Raw genomic sequence first — 18,461 nt, 5'->3', positions numbered from 1 at the left:
GATTAAGTCCATGACCAGCAGATGCTGGATGGGTAATGGCTACAGGAATTTTACCTTGATTCCATTCTTTAAGGTCTTCATTTATTTTAAGTTCTCATAGATATCTCTTTCGTTATCTGATAGCCTTACAAAGGCTTCAATGTTTACCTTCTCTGGCATTTTTATGTAATCTTAAGCTTTCATAAAAGCTGTTATATCCAATATTTTACTGATTATTTCACTTGTCAAGTCCTGGTCCATCCTGTTAACTCCCCCTAAAATATACATAGTGTCTACACACCCTGCAATAATCTACACTTAAAATGTTCTCACAAGGTATTATTCAAATAGAAAAATGACTTTTAAGATTTCTTCTGAAATCCTAAAGCCATTGGTTTCAACAGTCTTATGACCCATCATCTTATTTTCTTGACAAGACTGCGACGGCTTCCATGTGATATGAAGGGGCTAAGTTGTTCATCGATGTAATTTAATTCTGTAGGCAAAAGAAGAACCTCGCACATAAATGGAAGAGAACCTTAGTGCTTCGCACTGATATAATTGAGCGAAGTGGGCCGACCGAGAAGGATGGAGTTCAATTTGCTATTTAGGCTTTATTTTCAGATATCAAAAAATATGGAACGACGTTATCACAAATTTAGTTAATCTTACAGATTGCTCGCTTCTTCCTAGTGAAGTACTAGTATGTACATCTCCGTCAGTCGCTCGTAATCTTCCTCTTATCCAACAAAGCGCAAAAGTTTGAATACAATTTATTTTTGTGCAGGCTATTTTTATATATAATAAAACAAAGTAGAATTTCTTTTCAGTTGATAAAAATAGGATAAGTTAATTAATAGTTTCTTGACGGTTGATTAAGTAAAATGATATGATATATACAAATAAAGGGGGGGGTAAAAAATGCCAGATATTATTAGAGAATACTTGCCGATACTTATACCTATTATTATTTTAGAAATTGCACTTATGATTTATTCTTTAAGTCATGTTTTAAAACACGATAGATATAAATTTGGAAGCAGAACCTTGTGGATTTTAATAGTTATTTTTATCCAAATTATTGGACCTATCTTATACTTAACAATAGGTAGGGAGGACGAATAATGGACGCACTAAAAATCGAAAATCTTCATAAATCCTTTGGGAAAAATACGATTATTAATGGATTATCCATGTCGATTCCTGAAAATACAATCTTTGGGTTTTTAGGCAAAAATGGTGCTGGAAAAACTACGACAATGAAAATGATTTTAGGATTTTTGAAAAAGGATGAAGGTTCTATTGAAGTCTTTGGGGAAGAAGTAAGCTTTGGTCAGGCAAAAACCAATCGTTTTATCGGGTATCTTCCAGATGTTCCTGAATTTTACGGTTATATGACAGCAAAGGAATATCTGAATCTATGTGGGGCTATAACTGGTCTTAGCAAAAATGAAATTAAAAACAAGAGCGAAGAACTTTTAGAATTGGTGGGATTAAGAGATGTCAATAAAAGAATTAGTGGCTATTCTAGAGGTATGAAACAGCGCTTGGGTATTGCCCAAGCCTTGTTAAATAGTCCCAAATTATTAATATGTGATGAACCCACTTCCGCCCTTGATCCACTCGGAAGAAAAGAGATACTAGACATAATATTAAAAATAAAAGATTCTACAACTGTCATTTTTTCTACACATATTTTATCGGATGTTGAAGCAATCTGTGATCATGTTGTGGTGATTGATAAAGGAAAAAATGTACTAGAAAGTTCGATAGATGAACTAAAAAATATAAAGAGGATAAACACAATTAAAATTAGATTTAAGTCTGACAAAGAACTAAAGGCATTTAAGTCACTAGATAAATTTTCAAATCTGGTAACAAATGAAAAAGGAGATACTTTATACTTAACAGACGAAGAGAATCAACTAAAAGATATTGATATTTTATATGAGCTATATAAGTTAAACATATTTCCTCTAGAAATAAAAATAGAAGAACCTACATTAGAAAATATTTTTCTGGAGGTGACGAAAGCATGAGGATATTTTTATCTCTATTAAAGAAAGAAGCTATTGAAGGTGCAAGGACTAAAAAAATGATTTCTACCTTTATCTTATTCTTGTTTATCGGGTTAATAAGTCCTTTGACAGCGAAATTAACTCCCATGATACTTCAATCCATAGCTACAGGAAACATAGATATTAACGTAGCACCACCATCAGAAATTGACTCTTGGACACAATTCTTTAAAAACATTAGTCAAATAGGTATGTTTGGATTAGCCATTATATTAAGTAGTCAAATGTCTAATGAATTCCAAAAGGGACCATTGATTAATTTGTTATCTAAGGGACTTCCAAGGTATCAAGTTGTGCTATCAAAGATTTTTTATAATTTTATTTTGTGGTTTTTAGCTTACTTTTGCTCATTTATAATAACTTATTTCTACACAAAGTACTTTTTCGGGATTTCATTTCCTATAAGAAATATACTTATGGCAGCCTTACTTCCTTTTATATTTGGTCTATTTTTAATATCTTTAGAGATATTAGCTGGGGTGATTTCAGGAAATGTTATAGGAACATTAATATTAACAGCCATTGGGATTGTGATTCAACTTATATTATCCATTCGAGATGAAATTGTTAAATACATGCCTATCGCATTAATAGAAAAGCCTGTGAACCTTATAAAAGGAACTGGATATGATGACTACTATGTACCGATTATTACGGGCAGTATTTTGCTTATACTGTGTATCGCAATTTCGATTGCTGTAATAAACAAAAAACAAATCAGTTAGGAGGTGAAATATAATGCTAAAAGTTGGAGAAAATATTCTTCATAAGCGAAAAGAAAGAGGTATAACACAAGAAGAATTAGCAGAGTTCATGATGGTAACAAAAGCGTCCGTATCAAAATGGGAGACAGGTCAAAGCTATCCAGATATTTTACTTCTACCAAAACTTGCCACTTTCTTTAATATAAGTGTGGATGAATTAATAGGATACGACCCAGACTTATCTCCAACTCAAATACAAAAATTTTATATAGACTTAGAGGATCGTGTTTCGGATGCAGGTATGGATAGTATCGTAGAAGATATAAAAATTAAAATTAAACAATACTATTCTTGCTTTGAACTACTATACTATATGTCTTTGTTTATTTTGAACCATTGTGATTTAACAACTGATGATGTAAAAAAAGAAGAATATCTAGAATACGCAAATAATATACTAAGAAGAGTGTGCGAGCATTCTAAAGATCCTATACAAAAAGAACAATCATTGAGCTTGAGGGCAGCCTGTTTAATTAGTTTAGGAAAATCGGAAGAAGCATTAAATATTTTGCCATCTTCGGACATGCTATCTATATCAAAAGATTGTTTAGTGGCTTCAGCTTATTTAAAAACGAAGAAAGAAAATGAAGTAGATCAAAAACTACAAGTAATGATTTATAAGAACATAATCGATTTAATCACCCTTCTTATGATGAAGAGTAGTTTGAATAATTACGATTGGATTGAAACATTAGAGAAAGTGGAGGATTTAATAGAAACTTTTAATCTTACCCAGATAAATGTTTCCATCGTTTTAAACTTCTATTTATCCTTGGCAACGCACTATATTGACGATAATAATCTCAAACTTGCTGGTAAATATGTGGAAAAACTACTCAATTTGTTAATAGAGAGTAAGGAAAAATCGTTTAAGATAAAAGGCGATGAATTTTTTAATCAAATAGAAGAATGGCTTGATGAAAATTTATTATTATCTACAAATCCAAATAGAAGTGACGATATGATTGTTCGCTTTTATATAGATGCAATAGAGAATAATGAAAGTTTTAAAGGAATTATTTCTGAAGGAAAGGTAAAGTTCTTAGTTGATAAGGTTAGAGAAATATATTCTCTATAGTTTTTCAACTGTAAATTAATCAGAAACAAAGATACCTGTACCGTATATAATACAGGTATCTTTTAACGCCTATATCTTAGGTATGTGCAAAAGAGAAATAATCAACCTATAAACTTAAGCATTAAATTGTAACAATAAGCAAACAGTTATAGGCCCGCTGTCAAACGTATTGATTGTACGAAGCGGACAGACACAGCAAAAGAGAGAGCAAAAATTAATTTGCTCTCTAATGGTATTTTATTAAAATTTTTATCGTATCAATGAGCCGTCGCCAAACAGAGTTTGCACGAAAAAGAAGAACCTCGCACATAAATGTGCGAGAACCTTAGTGCTTCGCACTGATATAATTGAGCGAAGTGGACCGACGAAGCAAAAAAGAGAGCAAAAATTATCTTTGCTCTCTAATGGTATTTTTAATCAATTTTTTATCGTGTCAACGATCCGTCGCCAAACAGAGTTTGTAGGAAAAATGAGACCAAATATTAACTTTGATCTCTAAAAATATATTTTGCTATTTTATATAGTGTCAATGAATAGTCGCTGTACTAAATTTTTAGATAAAACGTGATGATTACGCGAAATGGAGCTTTGAGGCAAGCGGAGTGTACGTACAAGTACTCGAGCATTGCCGAACAAGCGAATGAGCGTAAGGGCGCGTTTTAGCAAAAATTTTAAGCTAAGGATCCCATAGGGTCCCAAGGTTTTAGTACAATTGGACTCTTCTTATAATCTTCTTGTTCTTTCTTAGTTAAATATTTCTTATTAACTACGGCTTGATATACAAAGCTATCGAACCATGCATCACTCATAACGAAGTGGCCTTTGTAACCAAATTCATCGCCCCATGAGTTTTCGACTTTGAATCTGACTGGCTTAGTGCCATCCATTTCAACGCCTGTAAATGTCATGGCATGTGTCATTAGTGAGTAGCCATAATCAAGACCATCTTCTTTAGAAATTTCTAGATCTATATCGAATAGTGTTTCGTAATCTATGACGTCTTTAGCAAGTGTTGCTCTCTTGTCGTCTTTTTCGCCTCTATACATGTCTTTACCTACGTCGCAGCCGAACCAAACTGGCATACCGTCTTGCAATTGCTTAATGATGGCTTTCTTTAGGTCTTCAACTTTTAGGTTAAGGTGCTTAACTTCTTTGCCTTCAACGATGTTGCCAAGGTATTTGATTGTGAATGTCTTGTTGTATGGCTTATCTTTTGTTGGTGCGTTTGTGATTGAAACGAAATCGTCAAGATTTAGTCCAACATATTTTTTGAAGAAAGATTGTGGTGTTAAATTCTTTTCTTCGATAAGCTTATCGTCTTTGTCATGTGCAATGAAATCAAATGTTTCTGGAAGCTTACCAAGTGTTGCTGTTAACACATTAAATACGTCTTGTAGAGCAGCTTCTTTAAGTGCATTTACTTCTTGTTTGCTCTTTCCTTCTTTAATTGCTTCTCTTAAAGTAACTGTATTTTTTCTAAGTATCTTTGAAAGGTACTTATTTAGCTCTCTTGTATTTGATGAAGCGATTGTTTCTGGATAAACATATTTTGGCACAAGACCATATTTATTAACAATGTTTACAAACATATCCCATTGGCCGCCGTCACATAGTGGGTCGCCCATAAGATATTGCATTACTCTATCTTCTATCGGTTCATCTGCCTTTTCGATAACTGTTTCGAAGTAGTAGTTACTTCTTTCTAATTTATCAAAGAAGAATGGATAGCTTTGTGATAATTCAAAATTTTCTAATTTATATTTTTTAATGATGACATTTCTCATAAAGTTTAGTGAAGCAAACATCCAGCATCTGCCTGATGCTTTTTGGTTACATACGTCACCGTTATTGATATCAATATTAAACTTATATGGATTTTCTTTAATTTTGTTAATGTCTGTCGCTACTTTTCTGATACCGCTTTGAACGGCAGCGTTCATTGCAACGATATTCTTCTTGTCAGCTAAAAATTCTTTTTCTAATTCATATAATTTATCTGTGCTTAATTGTCTCATCTTCTACCTCCTATAGCTCCCATGGCATTAGCTTGATTGCTTCTTCATCAAGTGCTGCAAGCTCTTGTGCGTTTAGGTATTTTTTCTTTGGAATGATTTCGAATGCATAGTTATCAAACCAAGCTTCATCCATAACTAGGTAGCCTCTGATGCCTGCTTTTTCGCCCCAAGAGTTTTCTACTCTAAATTTAAGTCCTTCATCAGTTCTGTCGTAGCCAACTATAACCATGGCGTGAGTGGCAGCACTTTCTTCAGTTTCCATGCGTTCTACCTTTGTTTGCTTTGTGTCAATATTAAATAAACTGTCTCTGTCAAGTAAATTATATACAAGGTGACCAGTTCCGTCGCCGTCACGTGATACGAATGAATCCTTACCAACGTCACATGCAAACCATATAACTTCGTCTTCATCAAGCATAGATAGGACTATGTCCTTCATTCTTTGCATTGAAACGTTTAGATATTTTAGTGAACCACCAATTCTTTGTTGAATGAAATCTCTTTCATAAACCTTGTTTTCTTCCTTGCCCTTGCCAGGATAGTTACCTAATTCAACGTATTCATTCATATCATCAGCCATAAATTCTCTGTAGAAATCAATAGCTGTGATATTTCTTCTCTCAATAAGCTCGTTGTCTTTATCTCTTAATATAAGATCGAATCTCTTTGGAGGTACACCTAAGGCAATGGCTGTGATCTTATAAACATCTTTAAGTGCCTTGTCTTTAATCTCGTCTATCTCTTCATCAGTCTTTGCATTTCTAATGTCTTTAGCAGCTATCTTTAATCTTTTGTCTAAAACAAAGATTAAGCTATCAGTTCTCATAACATCAGCTGTATCTGGATAAACATATTCAGGCACTATACCGTATTTGCTGATTAGTCTTGCAAATGTTGTCCACCAAGCTCCGTCATCAGCAGCATAGAAGACAACGCCTCTATTTAGCCTATCGTCAAGGTCTTTATCCTTAAGTGCGATAACGTCTTCAAGATATTGATTAGCTCTTTCAAGCTTATCGAAGAAGCATAGATACTTGTGTGAAAATTCAATATCACCAAGCTTAAACTTCTTCATCATATTTACTCTGATAGTGTTAAGACCAGCAAACATCCAGCATCTGCCAGATTGTCTTTGATTAGTCATCTTACCTATCTTGATAGTTTTTTTGAAAACATCTGGGTTTTTGTTAAGCTTTGCATAATTTATGGAAGCGTCCATAATGCCAGCAGATGCTATCATATTTTGTGCTGCCTTGCTAAAATCTTCATCATAAGACTTTTTGAACTTAGCAAGAACATCTTTTGTAATTGATTTTTGCATATTGTCCTCCTTTATATATAAAAATATTTCATCTCTCGTAATAATTATAACTCTTTAAAATATTTTTTGCAAGATAATTACAATAAAAGAGCATATTTAATTTTAAAAATGGAGGGACCATAAGTCCCCCCTATATATCCAGCCGTATAAATAAAACTATTTAGATCCTAGTTCTCTGTCTATAGTAATCTTTGCTGCGATGTTATCCTTAGCAAGTGTGAAATTATCTACGATATCAAGAGCAAGTTCTTCTTCTTCGATTTGTTCGTTGATAAATTGATGCATAAAGATTTCAGTTGCATAGTCATCGCTCTTCTTAGCCACGTCATGAATCTTGTAAATTCTTTCAGTTACTTTCTTTTCATGATCTAAGATGATCTTAGCTACTTCTAAAGGTTCTTTTACATCAAAGTTTTTCATTTCGATAGGCATTAATTCTGGTTTTGCATCACGTTTTTGAATAAACTCGATGAATTGATCAGCATGAGCTAATTCTTCTTTGTAGTGATTAGCAAGCCATTTTGCATAACCTTTGTAGTTTTCTCTTTCCATAGCGATGGAAAGGTTTAGATAAATATAACCTGAGTATAACTCAAAGTTAATTTGTTCGTTTAATGCGTTTAATACTTCTTTCTTCATTTCTTTTTCCCTCTTTCAAAAGATTTTTTAATTATACGGCCGAACAACAAAATAATTATATGAAGAAAGCCGGCTCAAACCGGCTCTTCATATATGATATTTAATTAAGCTTCTTTATTTTCATTTTTCTTCTTAAGCCACTCTTCGTAGCCTTTTTGAAGCTCTGCGTTTTTCTTTTCGCACTCGCATTTCTCTGAACAGCAAGCGCATGTGCCGTGTTTTATTGAATTTTCACTCTCTTTATACCCAAGAAAGCAAAAAATAAAACAAGAGCAACTATAATTATATCAATTGCTTCTGAGGCCTCTTCAGCGGCACCGTAGTCAAGCATAACTTTTTCAGTAAGCTTAGTACCGCGGAAGATCAAGTTACCAACTTGGTTAACGATTAACGCTAAGACATAAGCAAGTCCTGTTTGGAAGCCTGCTGTGAATAATGTGTCCTTAGTGTTACCAAGCTCTCTTTTCATTGCACCGATAGCTGCAAAACAAGGGGCTGCAAACATTGTAAAGATAATGAATGCAAAAGCGCTAACGTAGCTGAAGTAGATAGGTGCCTTGGAACCAACAGTTGCAAATGTAGCAACTACAACTTCCTTCGCAACAAGGCCAGTTATAGAAGCAACAGCTGGTGCCCACGAATCACCAAAACCTAGAGGAACGAAAATGTATCTTAATGCACTACCGATCTTAGCTAGCATTGAGTCTTCGATTGCGTCTCCTAAGAACTCAAGTCTGAAGCTAAAGCTTTGTAGGAACCAAAGTGTTAAGCAAGCAAGTAAGATAACTGTTCCGGCTTTGATAATAAAGCTTCTGCCCTTTTCCCACATGTGAATAACAACATTCTTAAATGTTGGTATCCTATATGGAGGAAGTTCCATAACTAAAGGAGCAGGGTCGCCTTTAAATCTATTAGTGCGTTTTAAAATTATGCCTGCTATAATAACAACCACTATTGAAATAAGATAGATAAGTGGGGCGATCCAAGATGCGTTATTGAATACTAGGGATATAAACATAGCGAATATTGGTAATTTTGCTCCACATGGAATAAATGGTGTTAATAGTATAGTCATACGTCTGTCTGCGTCAGACTCAATGGTTCTAGTAGCCATAACGCCAGGGATTGAACAGAGCGTACCTATAAGCATAGGGATGAAACTCTTACCAGATAGGCCGAATTTTCTAAATAACTTGTCCATGATAAAGGCAACTCTCGCCATATAACCTGAGTCTTCTAATAAAGAAAGGAAGAAGAAAAGCAGCATTAGTTGCGGAACAAATGTAAATATCGAACCTATAGGTTGAACGATACCGTCATTGACAAGCGATGTAACTACTTCAGAATCGCCTAATTCAGGAAGCTTTGTAGTTATGAAATCGCCAATGTTTTCAAAAGTAGTTTCGATGAAGCCTATGCAATAATCTCCTAGGGTAGAGATTGATACATAATATATAAACCACATAATAGCCATGAATATTGGGATAGCTAGGAATCTGTTTGTAACAATTCTGTCAATCTTGTCAGATAAAGTAAGCTTCTTTTCGCTTGACTTTTTAACAATTCCTTTCATATCCTTTTGAATATTTTTATATCTTTCACTTGTGATGATTGATTCAGAGTCATCATCATCTTTTTGAAAATGATATTGTTAGTCTATGCTAACTATTAAATTATACACCGCTAACTTGTAAATGTCAATAGTATTTCGCAAATATATTCTTATAACAAGAATTTATAAATTTTATTTATAGTATTGCATGTTAATATAGTATTGCATGTTAATATAAAATTTTCATATAAAAAGAGACCCAATTAAGGTCCCCTTGATAATTTAGATTTTTTTGAACGATTTGATACATTTGCAAAATTAATTTATTCACTAATTTCACTGGAAAAGTCGATGGATAAGGCGATGTGGAGCTCTGAGGTAAGCGGAATGTATATGCAATACTTGAGCATTACCGAAGAGCGAACGAGCCTTAGGCGCGACTTTAACGTGAAACTAAATTATTTTTCTAGTTAGTGCCTCCTGCAATGTCTTCGAAAAATTAATATTCATCTCTACGGCTCTGTCATTTAACCAAGATGGTATAGTAAGCGTTTTTCTAACAGATTTATTGCCTTTGTTAAGGTTGACATCTGCTCTAATTATACTCACAAAAGAATTTTTATCAGTTTTAATTGATTTTATATCGCTTGGTGGATTAAGTTTTTCACCATCTTTAAGCATCTCAGATAAATGCAGCTCTAAAGCTAAAGTAGCATCTTCAATAATTTCATCTATAGTGTCGCCTTGTGCATGACAGCCTTCTACATCTGGAAACTCTCCCCATGAAGCGTTTTGTCAAGTACCTTTTCTTATTTATTGACGCCTTATTTTGAACAGCAAAAAACAGCAAACCTGTTTGATTTGCTGTTAATTAAACCGATACATAATATTAAATGATAACTATCTTTAATACAAAATTTTTGAACGATAGCTATTTCTTCAACTCAAGTCAATCAAATAATTATTTACTAGATAACTTAAATTGTTCTTCTTTCTTATCAAAACTTAGTAAATAGTCTTTTCCTCTTTCAACATTAAGCTCCACTTTTGCAGGTCCCCATGTTGTAGTAACATTTTTATGTAACACTCCAGGTCTAGTATATGTGTAAGTTACTTCTAAAACAATATCTCCTGGATCTGCACAAACTATATACTTTGCTTTTTCATTAAAAATAGCAGCTTCACCACTGATTACTCTAGCATATAATTGTTTTTGAGTGATTACATTATTTCCGGAAGAAAGCTCAATTTTCACCGCATTAGGATGTACAGCTAACCATTTAGTCAAGGCATTTTTGTTCATTTTAATTGACACAAACGAAAAAACAGCCGCTAATATAAAAATTGCAATCACAACATAGGCATATACCCCCATTGAAAAAAATGCTTCTAAATATTTCTCCATTTTCATTCTCCTTTTTAATTATTTTTATTAACATCATTTAACTTAATTGTTTTGCTTTTTACTCCAACCACTCCTAAATCTCCAATAAGTTCATTATATTTTCTTTTTCCTAGCGAAGATAAATCAAACATTTCCTTATTACCATCTTCTGTATAAATATATAAGAAAAACGAGTCATTGTTTCTTTGTTCTGAAGAAATATGAACTTCATTTAGATTATAGTTAAATTCCTTTTTCCCATCGTTTATCGATAAATCATTTCCATTTATAATTATTTTAGTTCTCAATTGCCTAAATATACTTTTTACAACCAAAATAATGATGATAGAAGATATAATAATTGCAACTTTATATCCTCCAATTACTCCGGAAATTAAAAATGCAACAAGCGCTCCAAAAATCATTATTATTAAATTATAAATAAACGCAACTAGGCTTCTTCTATATATTTTCTCCAAAATCAACCGTCCTTAAAGTACAATAATGATACTAACGTATATCTAATTTTAAGCACAAAATTACGTATAAATTATATATCTTTATATACAAAATGTCAATATTATTTTTTCACCATGCACGCAATATTTATTCATATTTCTTCACTCAAAAATTCGTTTAGTATCATACTATTATTTTAATTTTATTCGAATTTTATACCTCTAACTCTTTCTTATTTACCTGTGTTAATCCTCTTTTCTGATATGGATATGGTGGCGATGATAAAGACTTCCTAATAAAAAGAGACCACTTAAGGTCTCTTATATAATTATCCAGCTATTGTTTTCAACTCCTTCACCATATCAATCTTAGCAATCTTCCTTCTCTCAATCCATTGACAAAGTATAAAGACTACAACTGTCATCAAATAGCTTGTTACAAAAACTCTCACTGGTACTGTTACTTCTAAATATGCGTCAAATTTTTGCATTGCTATAAAATAAAAATATTTAACGAGTTTATCTAGGATTGGAATTAGTATTATTTGAAATATTATTAGCATGGCAAAGCTTGTGTTTACATAAAATTTCGCGACTTCTTTATCTTTATATCCAAAAACTTTTAGATAGGTCATATTGAGTTTGGCTTTGTCTATGATGAGCTCTGTTACCAAGAGTATCAATATAAAGAAGAATGCTACGGCAACGAGCTGAATCATGATGAAAACTGCTGAGAATGAATCTAAAAAGTGTCTCATGAATCTTGACATTTCTTTTCTGTCTATATGTGTAAGTAGATTTTCTTTAGTAATTTTTAACTCTTTATCGCTAAGATAAGCGTTGTAATAATCACTGTCTTTACCGATAATTTTATTTAAAATCTCTCTTTTTGTAAAAATTTGGAAATAATTATTGGTCTTATCTATGTCCTTGACCATAAGATATTTTTCTTCTGTATTGTATGGCTCTCTAATCTTGATTTTATCGCCTATTTCGTAGTTAAATCTCTTTGAAAGACCAAGGCTGATAACTACCTCATCACCTTTAAGGCTTTTTACATCAATCTCATCATATTTTGTATCAGCGTCTATGCCATAAGTTTGGACTTTTTCCTCATCTCTATCGACTAATTCTAAACTGACTATACTTGCCTTGCTCGCATCTAAATCATCCATATCGCTCTTGACAATGTAGGTGTGGGCGTATTTCATCTGATTTTGCATATCATCAGCATATTTTGTAAATATGGGTTTGGCTGAAACGCCAAAGATGAGTAATAAATTTGCTATAAAAACGCCAAAAAGCAAAGAAACGTAGCTAAATTTATTTGCAAATATAACTCTTAATTTAAATTTATTTATAAAATTCATATTTTTTAGCTTAAATCTACTTCTTGTTTTTGCCTTTTTAAAGTTTTTTCTCAAGAAATCAACTGGTCTCATCTTAAGACTCTTTGCTATGATGATGTAGTTGATCACAAGATACAAAACTAGTGGCATAATCGATGTTATTAAGAAGGAGCGAAGTGTGATATATGGCTCAAATACTGGTAAATCATAGGATTGATAATAAACGTTTGCATATATTTTGTACGCATGAAGATAACTTATCGAATTTCCCGCTATTGACGCAATTATTACTATGAATAGTGGCATTGCCATGTAATTTAAAAGAAGCTCTCTCTTTTTATAGCCTGAAGCAAGCAAAGTTCCGATGATTGGCGCTTCTTCTTCGATGATGGATTTAACTTCTGCGCTCGAAATGAAAGCTATTGCAATGAAGAGAAGTGCTGTAACTATGCTCATTGTAGGTACGTCGCCGCTCATGTCATCTGCAATGAAGGTGATGCACTTGTTGTCAAAGCGTGTGACAGCGTCAACCACAAGATTATCCTTGTTAACTATCTTGACTATATCTTTTAATTTTTCTCTCGCATCTTTTTTATTTAAAGCCTCATCTGTGTGATAAGAGTAAAGATATTTCACTTTAGCGTCCTTCATATCGTCAAAGGCTTCTTCAGATATAGTCGCTATGCCGAAGTGACCTGTGTCCATAGTCAAGTCATTTCTATTTCTAAGTGCTGAGGAGTAATCAGGGAAGGATGCTAGTGAAGACACTTTAAATTTTTTATTTTGTATAGTGATTTCATCGCCAATATTTATTTTATTATTTCTTGCATAATAAGCGGAGATGTTTATCTCGTCTGATTTTTCTGGTAAATTTCCTTCAAAAATTTGTGCTTCGTTGATATCTTTTCTATTTTTAAAAATTCTTAAGGCTCTTTCGTCATCATTTTCATATTCAAAATAATAATTCTCATAAAGTTTTACGCCAAGACCCTCTATCTCATCTTTTGCCTCATCGCTAAGCGCATAAATCGCTTCAAACTCTCCATCTTCAACTTTTCCATTAATTATTTGCTTATTATAAAGCTTTTCAACTGATTCTTGTGAAATGAAGAATGACGATGCGAAGACAACTATAAAAGTAAGTGCTAGCAAGATGGGTATGACTTTTAAAGGCTTGTATTTAAACTGCCTGTAAATACGTTTATTAATAGGACATCTCATCTACCAAGTCACTTCCTTTGCAGAGATTTTCTCTGTATTTCTCTCTACGCTCTTGATGCTGCCGTTATGCAAGGACAAAATTACGTCGCTCATCTTGGCAATTTGTGTGTTGTGGCTCGCGATGATGACTGTTGCGCCATATTTTTGATTAAGTTTTTCGATTAAACACAAAACATCTTTTGCGCTCTCATAATCAAGTGCTCCAGTTGGTTCGTCGCAGATAAGTAATTTCGGGCTCTTAATCATAGCTCTTGCAATCGATGCTCTTTGCGCTTGACCACCAGAAATTTCGTTTGGGTACTTGTACTTGTGCTCATCAAGTCCCAAGTCCTTTAGAAGCTCATCTATATCAAGCGGTTCCTTCGATAGATACTCGCCCACTTGAACATTCTCAAGAAGATTGAGGTCGCTGATTAGATTATAGAATTGAAAAACAAAACCAAGGTAATCGCGCCTATAATTTTCAAGTGCCTTCTTTGACATAGATTTAAGATCCTTATCAAATACACTTACATCGCCTTCGTCAATAGTTTCGATCCCACCTAAAATATTTAATAAAGTTGACTTGCCAGAGCCAGATGGACCTAAGACGCAGATGATCTTGCCATCTTCAAGTTCAAGGTCTATGCCCTTTAATACCTCCACCCTATTGTCTTTTGTGCCGTAGTACTTATGCAAATTTGAAATTTTTATCATATAAACACCTCATTTCAATATAGTATTATAATTATTGAAATAACCTTTCAAGATAATAATAGCACAATTTTTTGTTAGCGTCAACTAACTTTTTTAATATTTTTTATTTTTTCCACAAAAAAGAGACCCGTTAAGGTCTGCTCCATTAATTTTTTCGTAAGTGTACGTACACTTACTGTGCTTGCTCAAAAGAATGATTAACATAACAAGCATTAAGATAATATTAAGTTCATAGATATTGTAACATAATATATGAAATGTTTGAAATTTATTTAACAGCTTTTAGCAAATGAAAATTCGAATATTTTCAAAATAGACTTGACATATTTTGCTTGTGGTAGTATAATCTATTTAGAAATATATCGAAATAGAATTTTGAAGTTTAAAATAGAGTAGACGAGGTAATTTTAGTGGGATTTCCGAATACATTTAAGGCATTAGCAGATCCTGTGAGGCGTGATATTTTACTTTCCTTGAAGCAAAAATCACTTACAGCAGGAGAGATTGCTAAAAAATATGATTTATCTAATTCAACCATTTCTTATCATTTATCCTTGCTAAAAAAAGCAGAATTAGTAACGGAGAGGAAGTATAAGAATTTTATATACTATGACATAAATATATCCGTATTTGAGGAAATGATAATTTGGTTATCACAGTTTCAAGGAGTGGAAAATGAAGAATAAAAAATGGTATGTGGTAATAATACTACTTAGTTTTTCAGCAAGTATATACCTATTAACTATCGGAAATGGAGAAATTAGTTTCTATAAGTTGTATATACTACCAATGATAATTTCGGTATTTAGCATATGCTTAGATATAATTGGTGGGATGCTGGCGAAAAGAGATAGATTGCCACATAAATTAGTATTGCCTATTGCAATGAGTGTTCCTGTGTTATTTTCCATATCACAATATGGAAAATATGTTTTTAATCAAGCAAACGAGAACTATACTCAGAAAATAATACACGTATTAGTAGCTCTAATTATCATCGCTGTTGGAAATTATTTGCCAAAGACAAATCCAAGTCGATTTGTTGGACTGAAATTCTTTTGGCTTTTAGATAAACCAGTATTATGGTTTAAAGTTCATAGGTTAGCGGGATATTTGTGGATTATATCTGGTATTTTGATTCTCTCTCTTGGAGTTTCAAATAAATGGTTTTGGATGATTAGTTATGCAATGCTGCTATATGTCATTCCATTGATATATTCCATTGTGTTATTAAAAAAAGAAAAGGAGGAGAAAAATGAAATCATCAAAGATTAAGCACCTAATTATTAGTAGTATTTTATGCTTAGCTACAGTTGGCATTTTCTTGGTATTTGGTAAGAATTTACCAGATATAGTACCAGTACATTGGGATTCATCTGGAAATGTTAATGGTACTATCGCCAAAACCTACTTAACTTACGGAGCACCATTTGCATATTTACTTATTAACTTTATTGCATTTGCAAAGTTTCAAGGAAGTGAAAAAGCAACATGGAAATACTATCTTGTACCATTAAGTGTAATAGCAATTAGTTTCTTGGTAATATTTTTAGCTTTGAGATAAGAACATAGTGCAGAGTAAAATAGCTCCAGACAGATTATTCTGCTGGGCTATTTTTAGGAGGAATTATGCTGAAAATAAATAATTTTTCGAAAATCTATAGTAATGGTCATGTTGCAATTGCTAACTTAAATTTAACGGTAGAAGCAGGTGATATATATGCGTTTATCGGTTCTAATGGTTCAGGTAAGACATCAACTATAAAGGCTATCGTGGGAATACATGATTTTGATGGTGAAATCATTGTTAATGGTAAAAAAGTAAGCAGAAAAAATGAAACTTATAAAAAAGATATTGCTTATATACCGGATAATCCTGATGTATATGAAAATTTGACAGGCTTTCAATATGTCAATTTTGTATCTGATTTATACGAAGTCGCAAAAAATGTAAGAGAGGAAAAGTTAGATTATTTCTCAAACTTGTTTGAAATGAAATCCTTTCTAAACAATACAATTTCATCTTATTCACATGGTATGAAACAAAAAATTGTGATTATCTCAGCATTGATTCATTCCCCTAAGTTATTAGTAATGGATGAGCCTTTCGTGGGATTAGATCCCAAATCATCATATTTGCTAAAAGAAGAAATGAGAAAGTTAGCGAGAAATGGTGGAGCAATTTTCTTTTCAACACATGTTTTAGAAGTTGCAGAAAAGCTTTGTAATAAAATTGCCATGATAGATAATGGACATTTGATTTTTGAGGGTAAAACAACAGAAATATTAAAAACCTCTGATGGATTAGAGCAATATTTTATGGAGATGATTAAAAAATGAAAAATACTATCATACTTGTAAAAAATCAAGTGATCAATCTCCTTAATATCGGTAATGGAGAGAAAAACAAAAAAGAAACATTGATATATACTTCATTGAGTCTATTTTCTGTATTTATGTTGGTTTGCTTGTACAATTTCTTTTCAATAAAATCAATTACAGAAATTGGGTTATATAAGTATGCTGTATCGTATGGAGTTTCCATATCGTTTTTCTTTGTGGTTTTAGCAACGATTTTTAGAAGTAATTCTATTTTCTTTTATAACAAAGATTTTGAAATGCTTAGTTCTTTTCCGGTAAAAAAATCTGAAATCATTGCAAGTAAGTTTTTTCTATTATATTTAATAGACTTAATTATATGTGAAAGCGTACTGCTACCAGATGTAATTTTATTATTATTAAAACAATACATTTCAATTGAACTATTTTTGATTTTTTTAGTAGCAAGCATAATTGTCCCTATTATTCCTATGTGTGTGGCTTCTGGCTTGGCGATTTTAATTGAGATGTTAGGTAGTTTATGTAAAAGAAAAAATATTGTGAACATCACATTATCATTTTTGCTTTTCATGGGATATTTTATAGTTATATCAATAAATCGTGGGGCGAAATATTCAGCGTTAGAAAAAATTATTGAGAATAAACTTATAAAAATATTTCCTTTTGCAAAGCTATTTTATATCGGAGAAAGTTTACAAATTAGACTTGTTATTTTCTTGTTGATTTCGGTTGCGATATTTAGCTTGTATTTCACTTTCTCAATGAAAAATTACGATAAAATACATCTATTTCTAAATAGAAGTTTTCAAGGGAAAAGAGAGAGTAACTTAATATTTAAAACAAAAACACCATTTAGAGCGTTGTTTGAAAAAGAATTGAGGAGGTATTTAGGCTCAAGTAGTTATGTGATAAATACTTCTTTGGGCATTATGATTTTGTGTTTTGTATCATGTGGATGTATTATATTTGGAATTTCTAATATAGAAAATCTGTTAGGAATAAGCTCATTGGAATCAATACTTACTCAATATGGTTCATTGTTTATTGCTTCATTTTTAATAATGTCTTGCACTACATCATCGTCCATATCATTGGAAGGCAATAACCTATGGATATTGCAATCATCACCAGTGTCTACAAGGAAAATCATAAATAGTAAAATAGCGGTTAATGTTTCAATACACTTTGTTGGATATGTACTTGCAGTAATGATGATTCTTTTGAAAACTAAATTGAATGTGATTCAAATGAGTTTTGTATTGATTGTTCCGATATGTTATTCATTATTTATTTCTGTTGTAGGTCTTTATCTAAACATGCGATACATGAAACTTAAATGGAATGATGAGATAAGTGTAATTAAGCATAGTACAGCATCCATACTAACAAATCTTATTGCAATCTTGATGATTGCAGTTCCTGTTATAATGATGATTTTCTTGCATTTGTCATATCAAGTAACAATGCTTATAATATGCACCTTAATGCTTATTGATTGTCAAAAATTATATAGAGTTAGTCTATCTATAAATTTTTGCAAGTAATGTGAAGAAAACAAAATGGATGCCACCTACTTTTTATAGGTTA

At 32.3% G+C, this 18,461-nt stretch carries 17 protein-coding genes and 1 pseudogene; 9 read left to right on the top strand and 9 right to left on the bottom strand.

All coding sequences use genetic code 11. The features are described 5' to 3' along the window. Positions 1-900: 900 nt before the first annotated feature. From BN30_RS03960 to BN30_RS03945, 4 genes are read left to right on the top strand one after another with little or no spacing between them, the layout of a single operon-like run. The gene (locus BN30_RS03960) at positions 901-1,104 is read left to right on the top strand and encodes a PLDc N-terminal domain-containing protein (RefSeq protein WP_019214216.1); all 204 of its coding nucleotides are present in this window, start codon (positions 901-903) and stop codon (positions 1,102-1,104) included. Next, positions 1,104-2,018: an ABC transporter ATP-binding protein gene (locus tag BN30_RS03955; protein WP_019214215.1), complete on the top strand. Its 915-nt coding sequence runs from the start codon at positions 1,104-1,106 to the stop codon at positions 2,016-2,018. The genes BN30_RS03960 and BN30_RS03955 overlap by 1 nt, the downstream gene beginning before the upstream one ends. Next, positions 2,015-2,782, top strand: a complete 768-nt coding sequence (locus tag BN30_RS03950; RefSeq protein ID WP_019214214.1) for an ABC transporter permease — start codon at positions 2,015-2,017, stop codon at positions 2,780-2,782. Before BN30_RS03955 ends, BN30_RS03950 begins: the two co-directional genes overlap by 4 nt. A 13-nt stretch (positions 2,783-2,795) precedes the next feature. Then, on the top strand, positions 2,796-3,899 hold the full coding sequence (locus tag BN30_RS03945; protein ID WP_019214213.1) for a helix-turn-helix domain-containing protein: 1,104 nt from the start codon (positions 2,796-2,798) through the stop codon (positions 3,897-3,899). Between the two features lie 671 nt (positions 3,900-4,570). Here the strand turns inward: BN30_RS03945 and BN30_RS03940 are convergent. The 9 genes and pseudogenes from BN30_RS03940 to BN30_RS03900 form a co-directional block, all read right to left on the bottom strand. Further along, positions 4,571-5,914 carry a C1 family peptidase gene (locus BN30_RS03940; RefSeq protein ID WP_019214212.1) on the bottom strand — a complete coding sequence of 448 codons (1,344 nt, stop codon included), beginning with the start codon at positions 5,912-5,914 and terminating at the stop codon, positions 4,571-4,573. A 10-nt stretch (positions 5,915-5,924) separates the two neighbouring features. Then, positions 5,925-7,235, bottom strand: coding sequence for a C1 family peptidase (locus tag BN30_RS03935; RefSeq protein WP_019214211.1), 1,311 nt, complete (start codon positions 7,233-7,235; stop codon positions 5,925-5,927). Positions 7,236-7,391: 156 nt separating this feature from the next. Then, positions 7,392-7,874 carry a ferritin gene (locus BN30_RS03930; protein ID WP_019214210.1) on the bottom strand — a complete coding sequence of 161 codons (483 nt, stop codon included), beginning with the start codon at positions 7,872-7,874 and terminating at the stop codon, positions 7,392-7,394. Positions 7,875-8,094: 220 nt separating this feature from the next. Beyond that, positions 8,095-9,447 carry a ferrous iron transport protein B gene (gene feoB, locus BN30_RS08960; protein ID WP_019214209.1) on the bottom strand — a complete coding sequence of 451 codons (1,353 nt, stop codon included), beginning with the start codon at positions 9,445-9,447 and terminating at the stop codon, positions 8,095-8,097. A 432-nt stretch (positions 9,448-9,879) separates the two neighbouring features. Continuing rightward, a pseudogene (locus BN30_RS08955) lies at positions 9,880-10,191 on the bottom strand (type II toxin-antitoxin system HicB family antitoxin); the annotation flags it as partial. Positions 10,192-10,387: 196 nt separating this feature from the next. Continuing rightward, on the bottom strand, positions 10,388-10,831 hold the full coding sequence (locus tag BN30_RS03915) for a hypothetical protein (protein ID WP_019214207.1): 444 nt from the start codon (positions 10,829-10,831) through the stop codon (positions 10,388-10,390). Positions 10,832-10,845: 14 nt separating this feature from the next. After that, complete coding sequence (locus tag BN30_RS03910; protein WP_019214206.1) at positions 10,846-11,289, bottom strand: hypothetical protein; 444 nt, start codon at positions 11,287-11,289, stop codon at positions 10,846-10,848. A gap of 308 nt (positions 11,290-11,597) precedes the next feature. Beyond that, positions 11,598-13,838, bottom strand: coding sequence for an FtsX-like permease family protein (locus tag BN30_RS03905; RefSeq protein WP_019214205.1), 2,241 nt, complete (start codon positions 13,836-13,838; stop codon positions 11,598-11,600). Beyond that, the gene (locus BN30_RS03900) at positions 13,839-14,534 is read right to left on the bottom strand and encodes an ABC transporter ATP-binding protein (protein WP_019214204.1); all 696 of its coding nucleotides are present in this window, start codon (positions 14,532-14,534) and stop codon (positions 13,839-13,841) included. It lies immediately after the preceding gene. Between the two features lie 410 nt (positions 14,535-14,944). On the opposite strand from BN30_RS03900, the gene BN30_RS03895 reads away from it, so the two are divergent. From BN30_RS03895 to BN30_RS03875, 5 genes are all read left to right on the top strand, one after another. Further along, entirely contained in the window at positions 14,945-15,220 is a 276-nt protein-coding gene (locus BN30_RS03895; protein ID WP_019214203.1) for an autorepressor SdpR family transcription factor, read from the top strand. Further along, entirely contained in the window at positions 15,210-15,809 is a 600-nt protein-coding gene (locus BN30_RS03890; RefSeq protein WP_019214202.1) for an SdpI family protein, read from the top strand. Before BN30_RS03895 ends, BN30_RS03890 begins: the two co-directional genes overlap by 11 nt. Then, entirely contained in the window at positions 15,790-16,098 is a 309-nt protein-coding gene (locus BN30_RS03885; protein WP_004825228.1) for a DUF1648 domain-containing protein, read from the top strand. The genes BN30_RS03890 and BN30_RS03885 overlap by 20 nt, the downstream gene beginning before the upstream one ends. A gap of 65 nt (positions 16,099-16,163) precedes the next feature. Continuing rightward, a complete protein-coding gene (locus tag BN30_RS03880) occupies positions 16,164-16,874 on the top strand; it encodes an ABC transporter ATP-binding protein (RefSeq protein ID WP_019214201.1) in 711 nt (236 codons plus the stop codon). After that, positions 16,871-18,418 (top strand): hypothetical protein, encoded by a 1,548-nt coding sequence (locus BN30_RS03875; RefSeq protein WP_019214200.1) that lies wholly within the window; start codon positions 16,871-16,873, stop codon positions 18,416-18,418. The genes BN30_RS03880 and BN30_RS03875 overlap by 4 nt, the downstream gene beginning before the upstream one ends. Positions 18,419-18,461 lie beyond the last annotated feature (43 nt).

This window comes from Fenollaria massiliensis (genome assembly GCF_000312505.2).
Classification (GTDB): Bacteria; Bacillota; Clostridia; order Tissierellales; family Peptoniphilaceae; genus Fenollaria; species Fenollaria massiliensis.
This window is presented reverse-complemented; position numbering and strand designations above follow the sequence as displayed.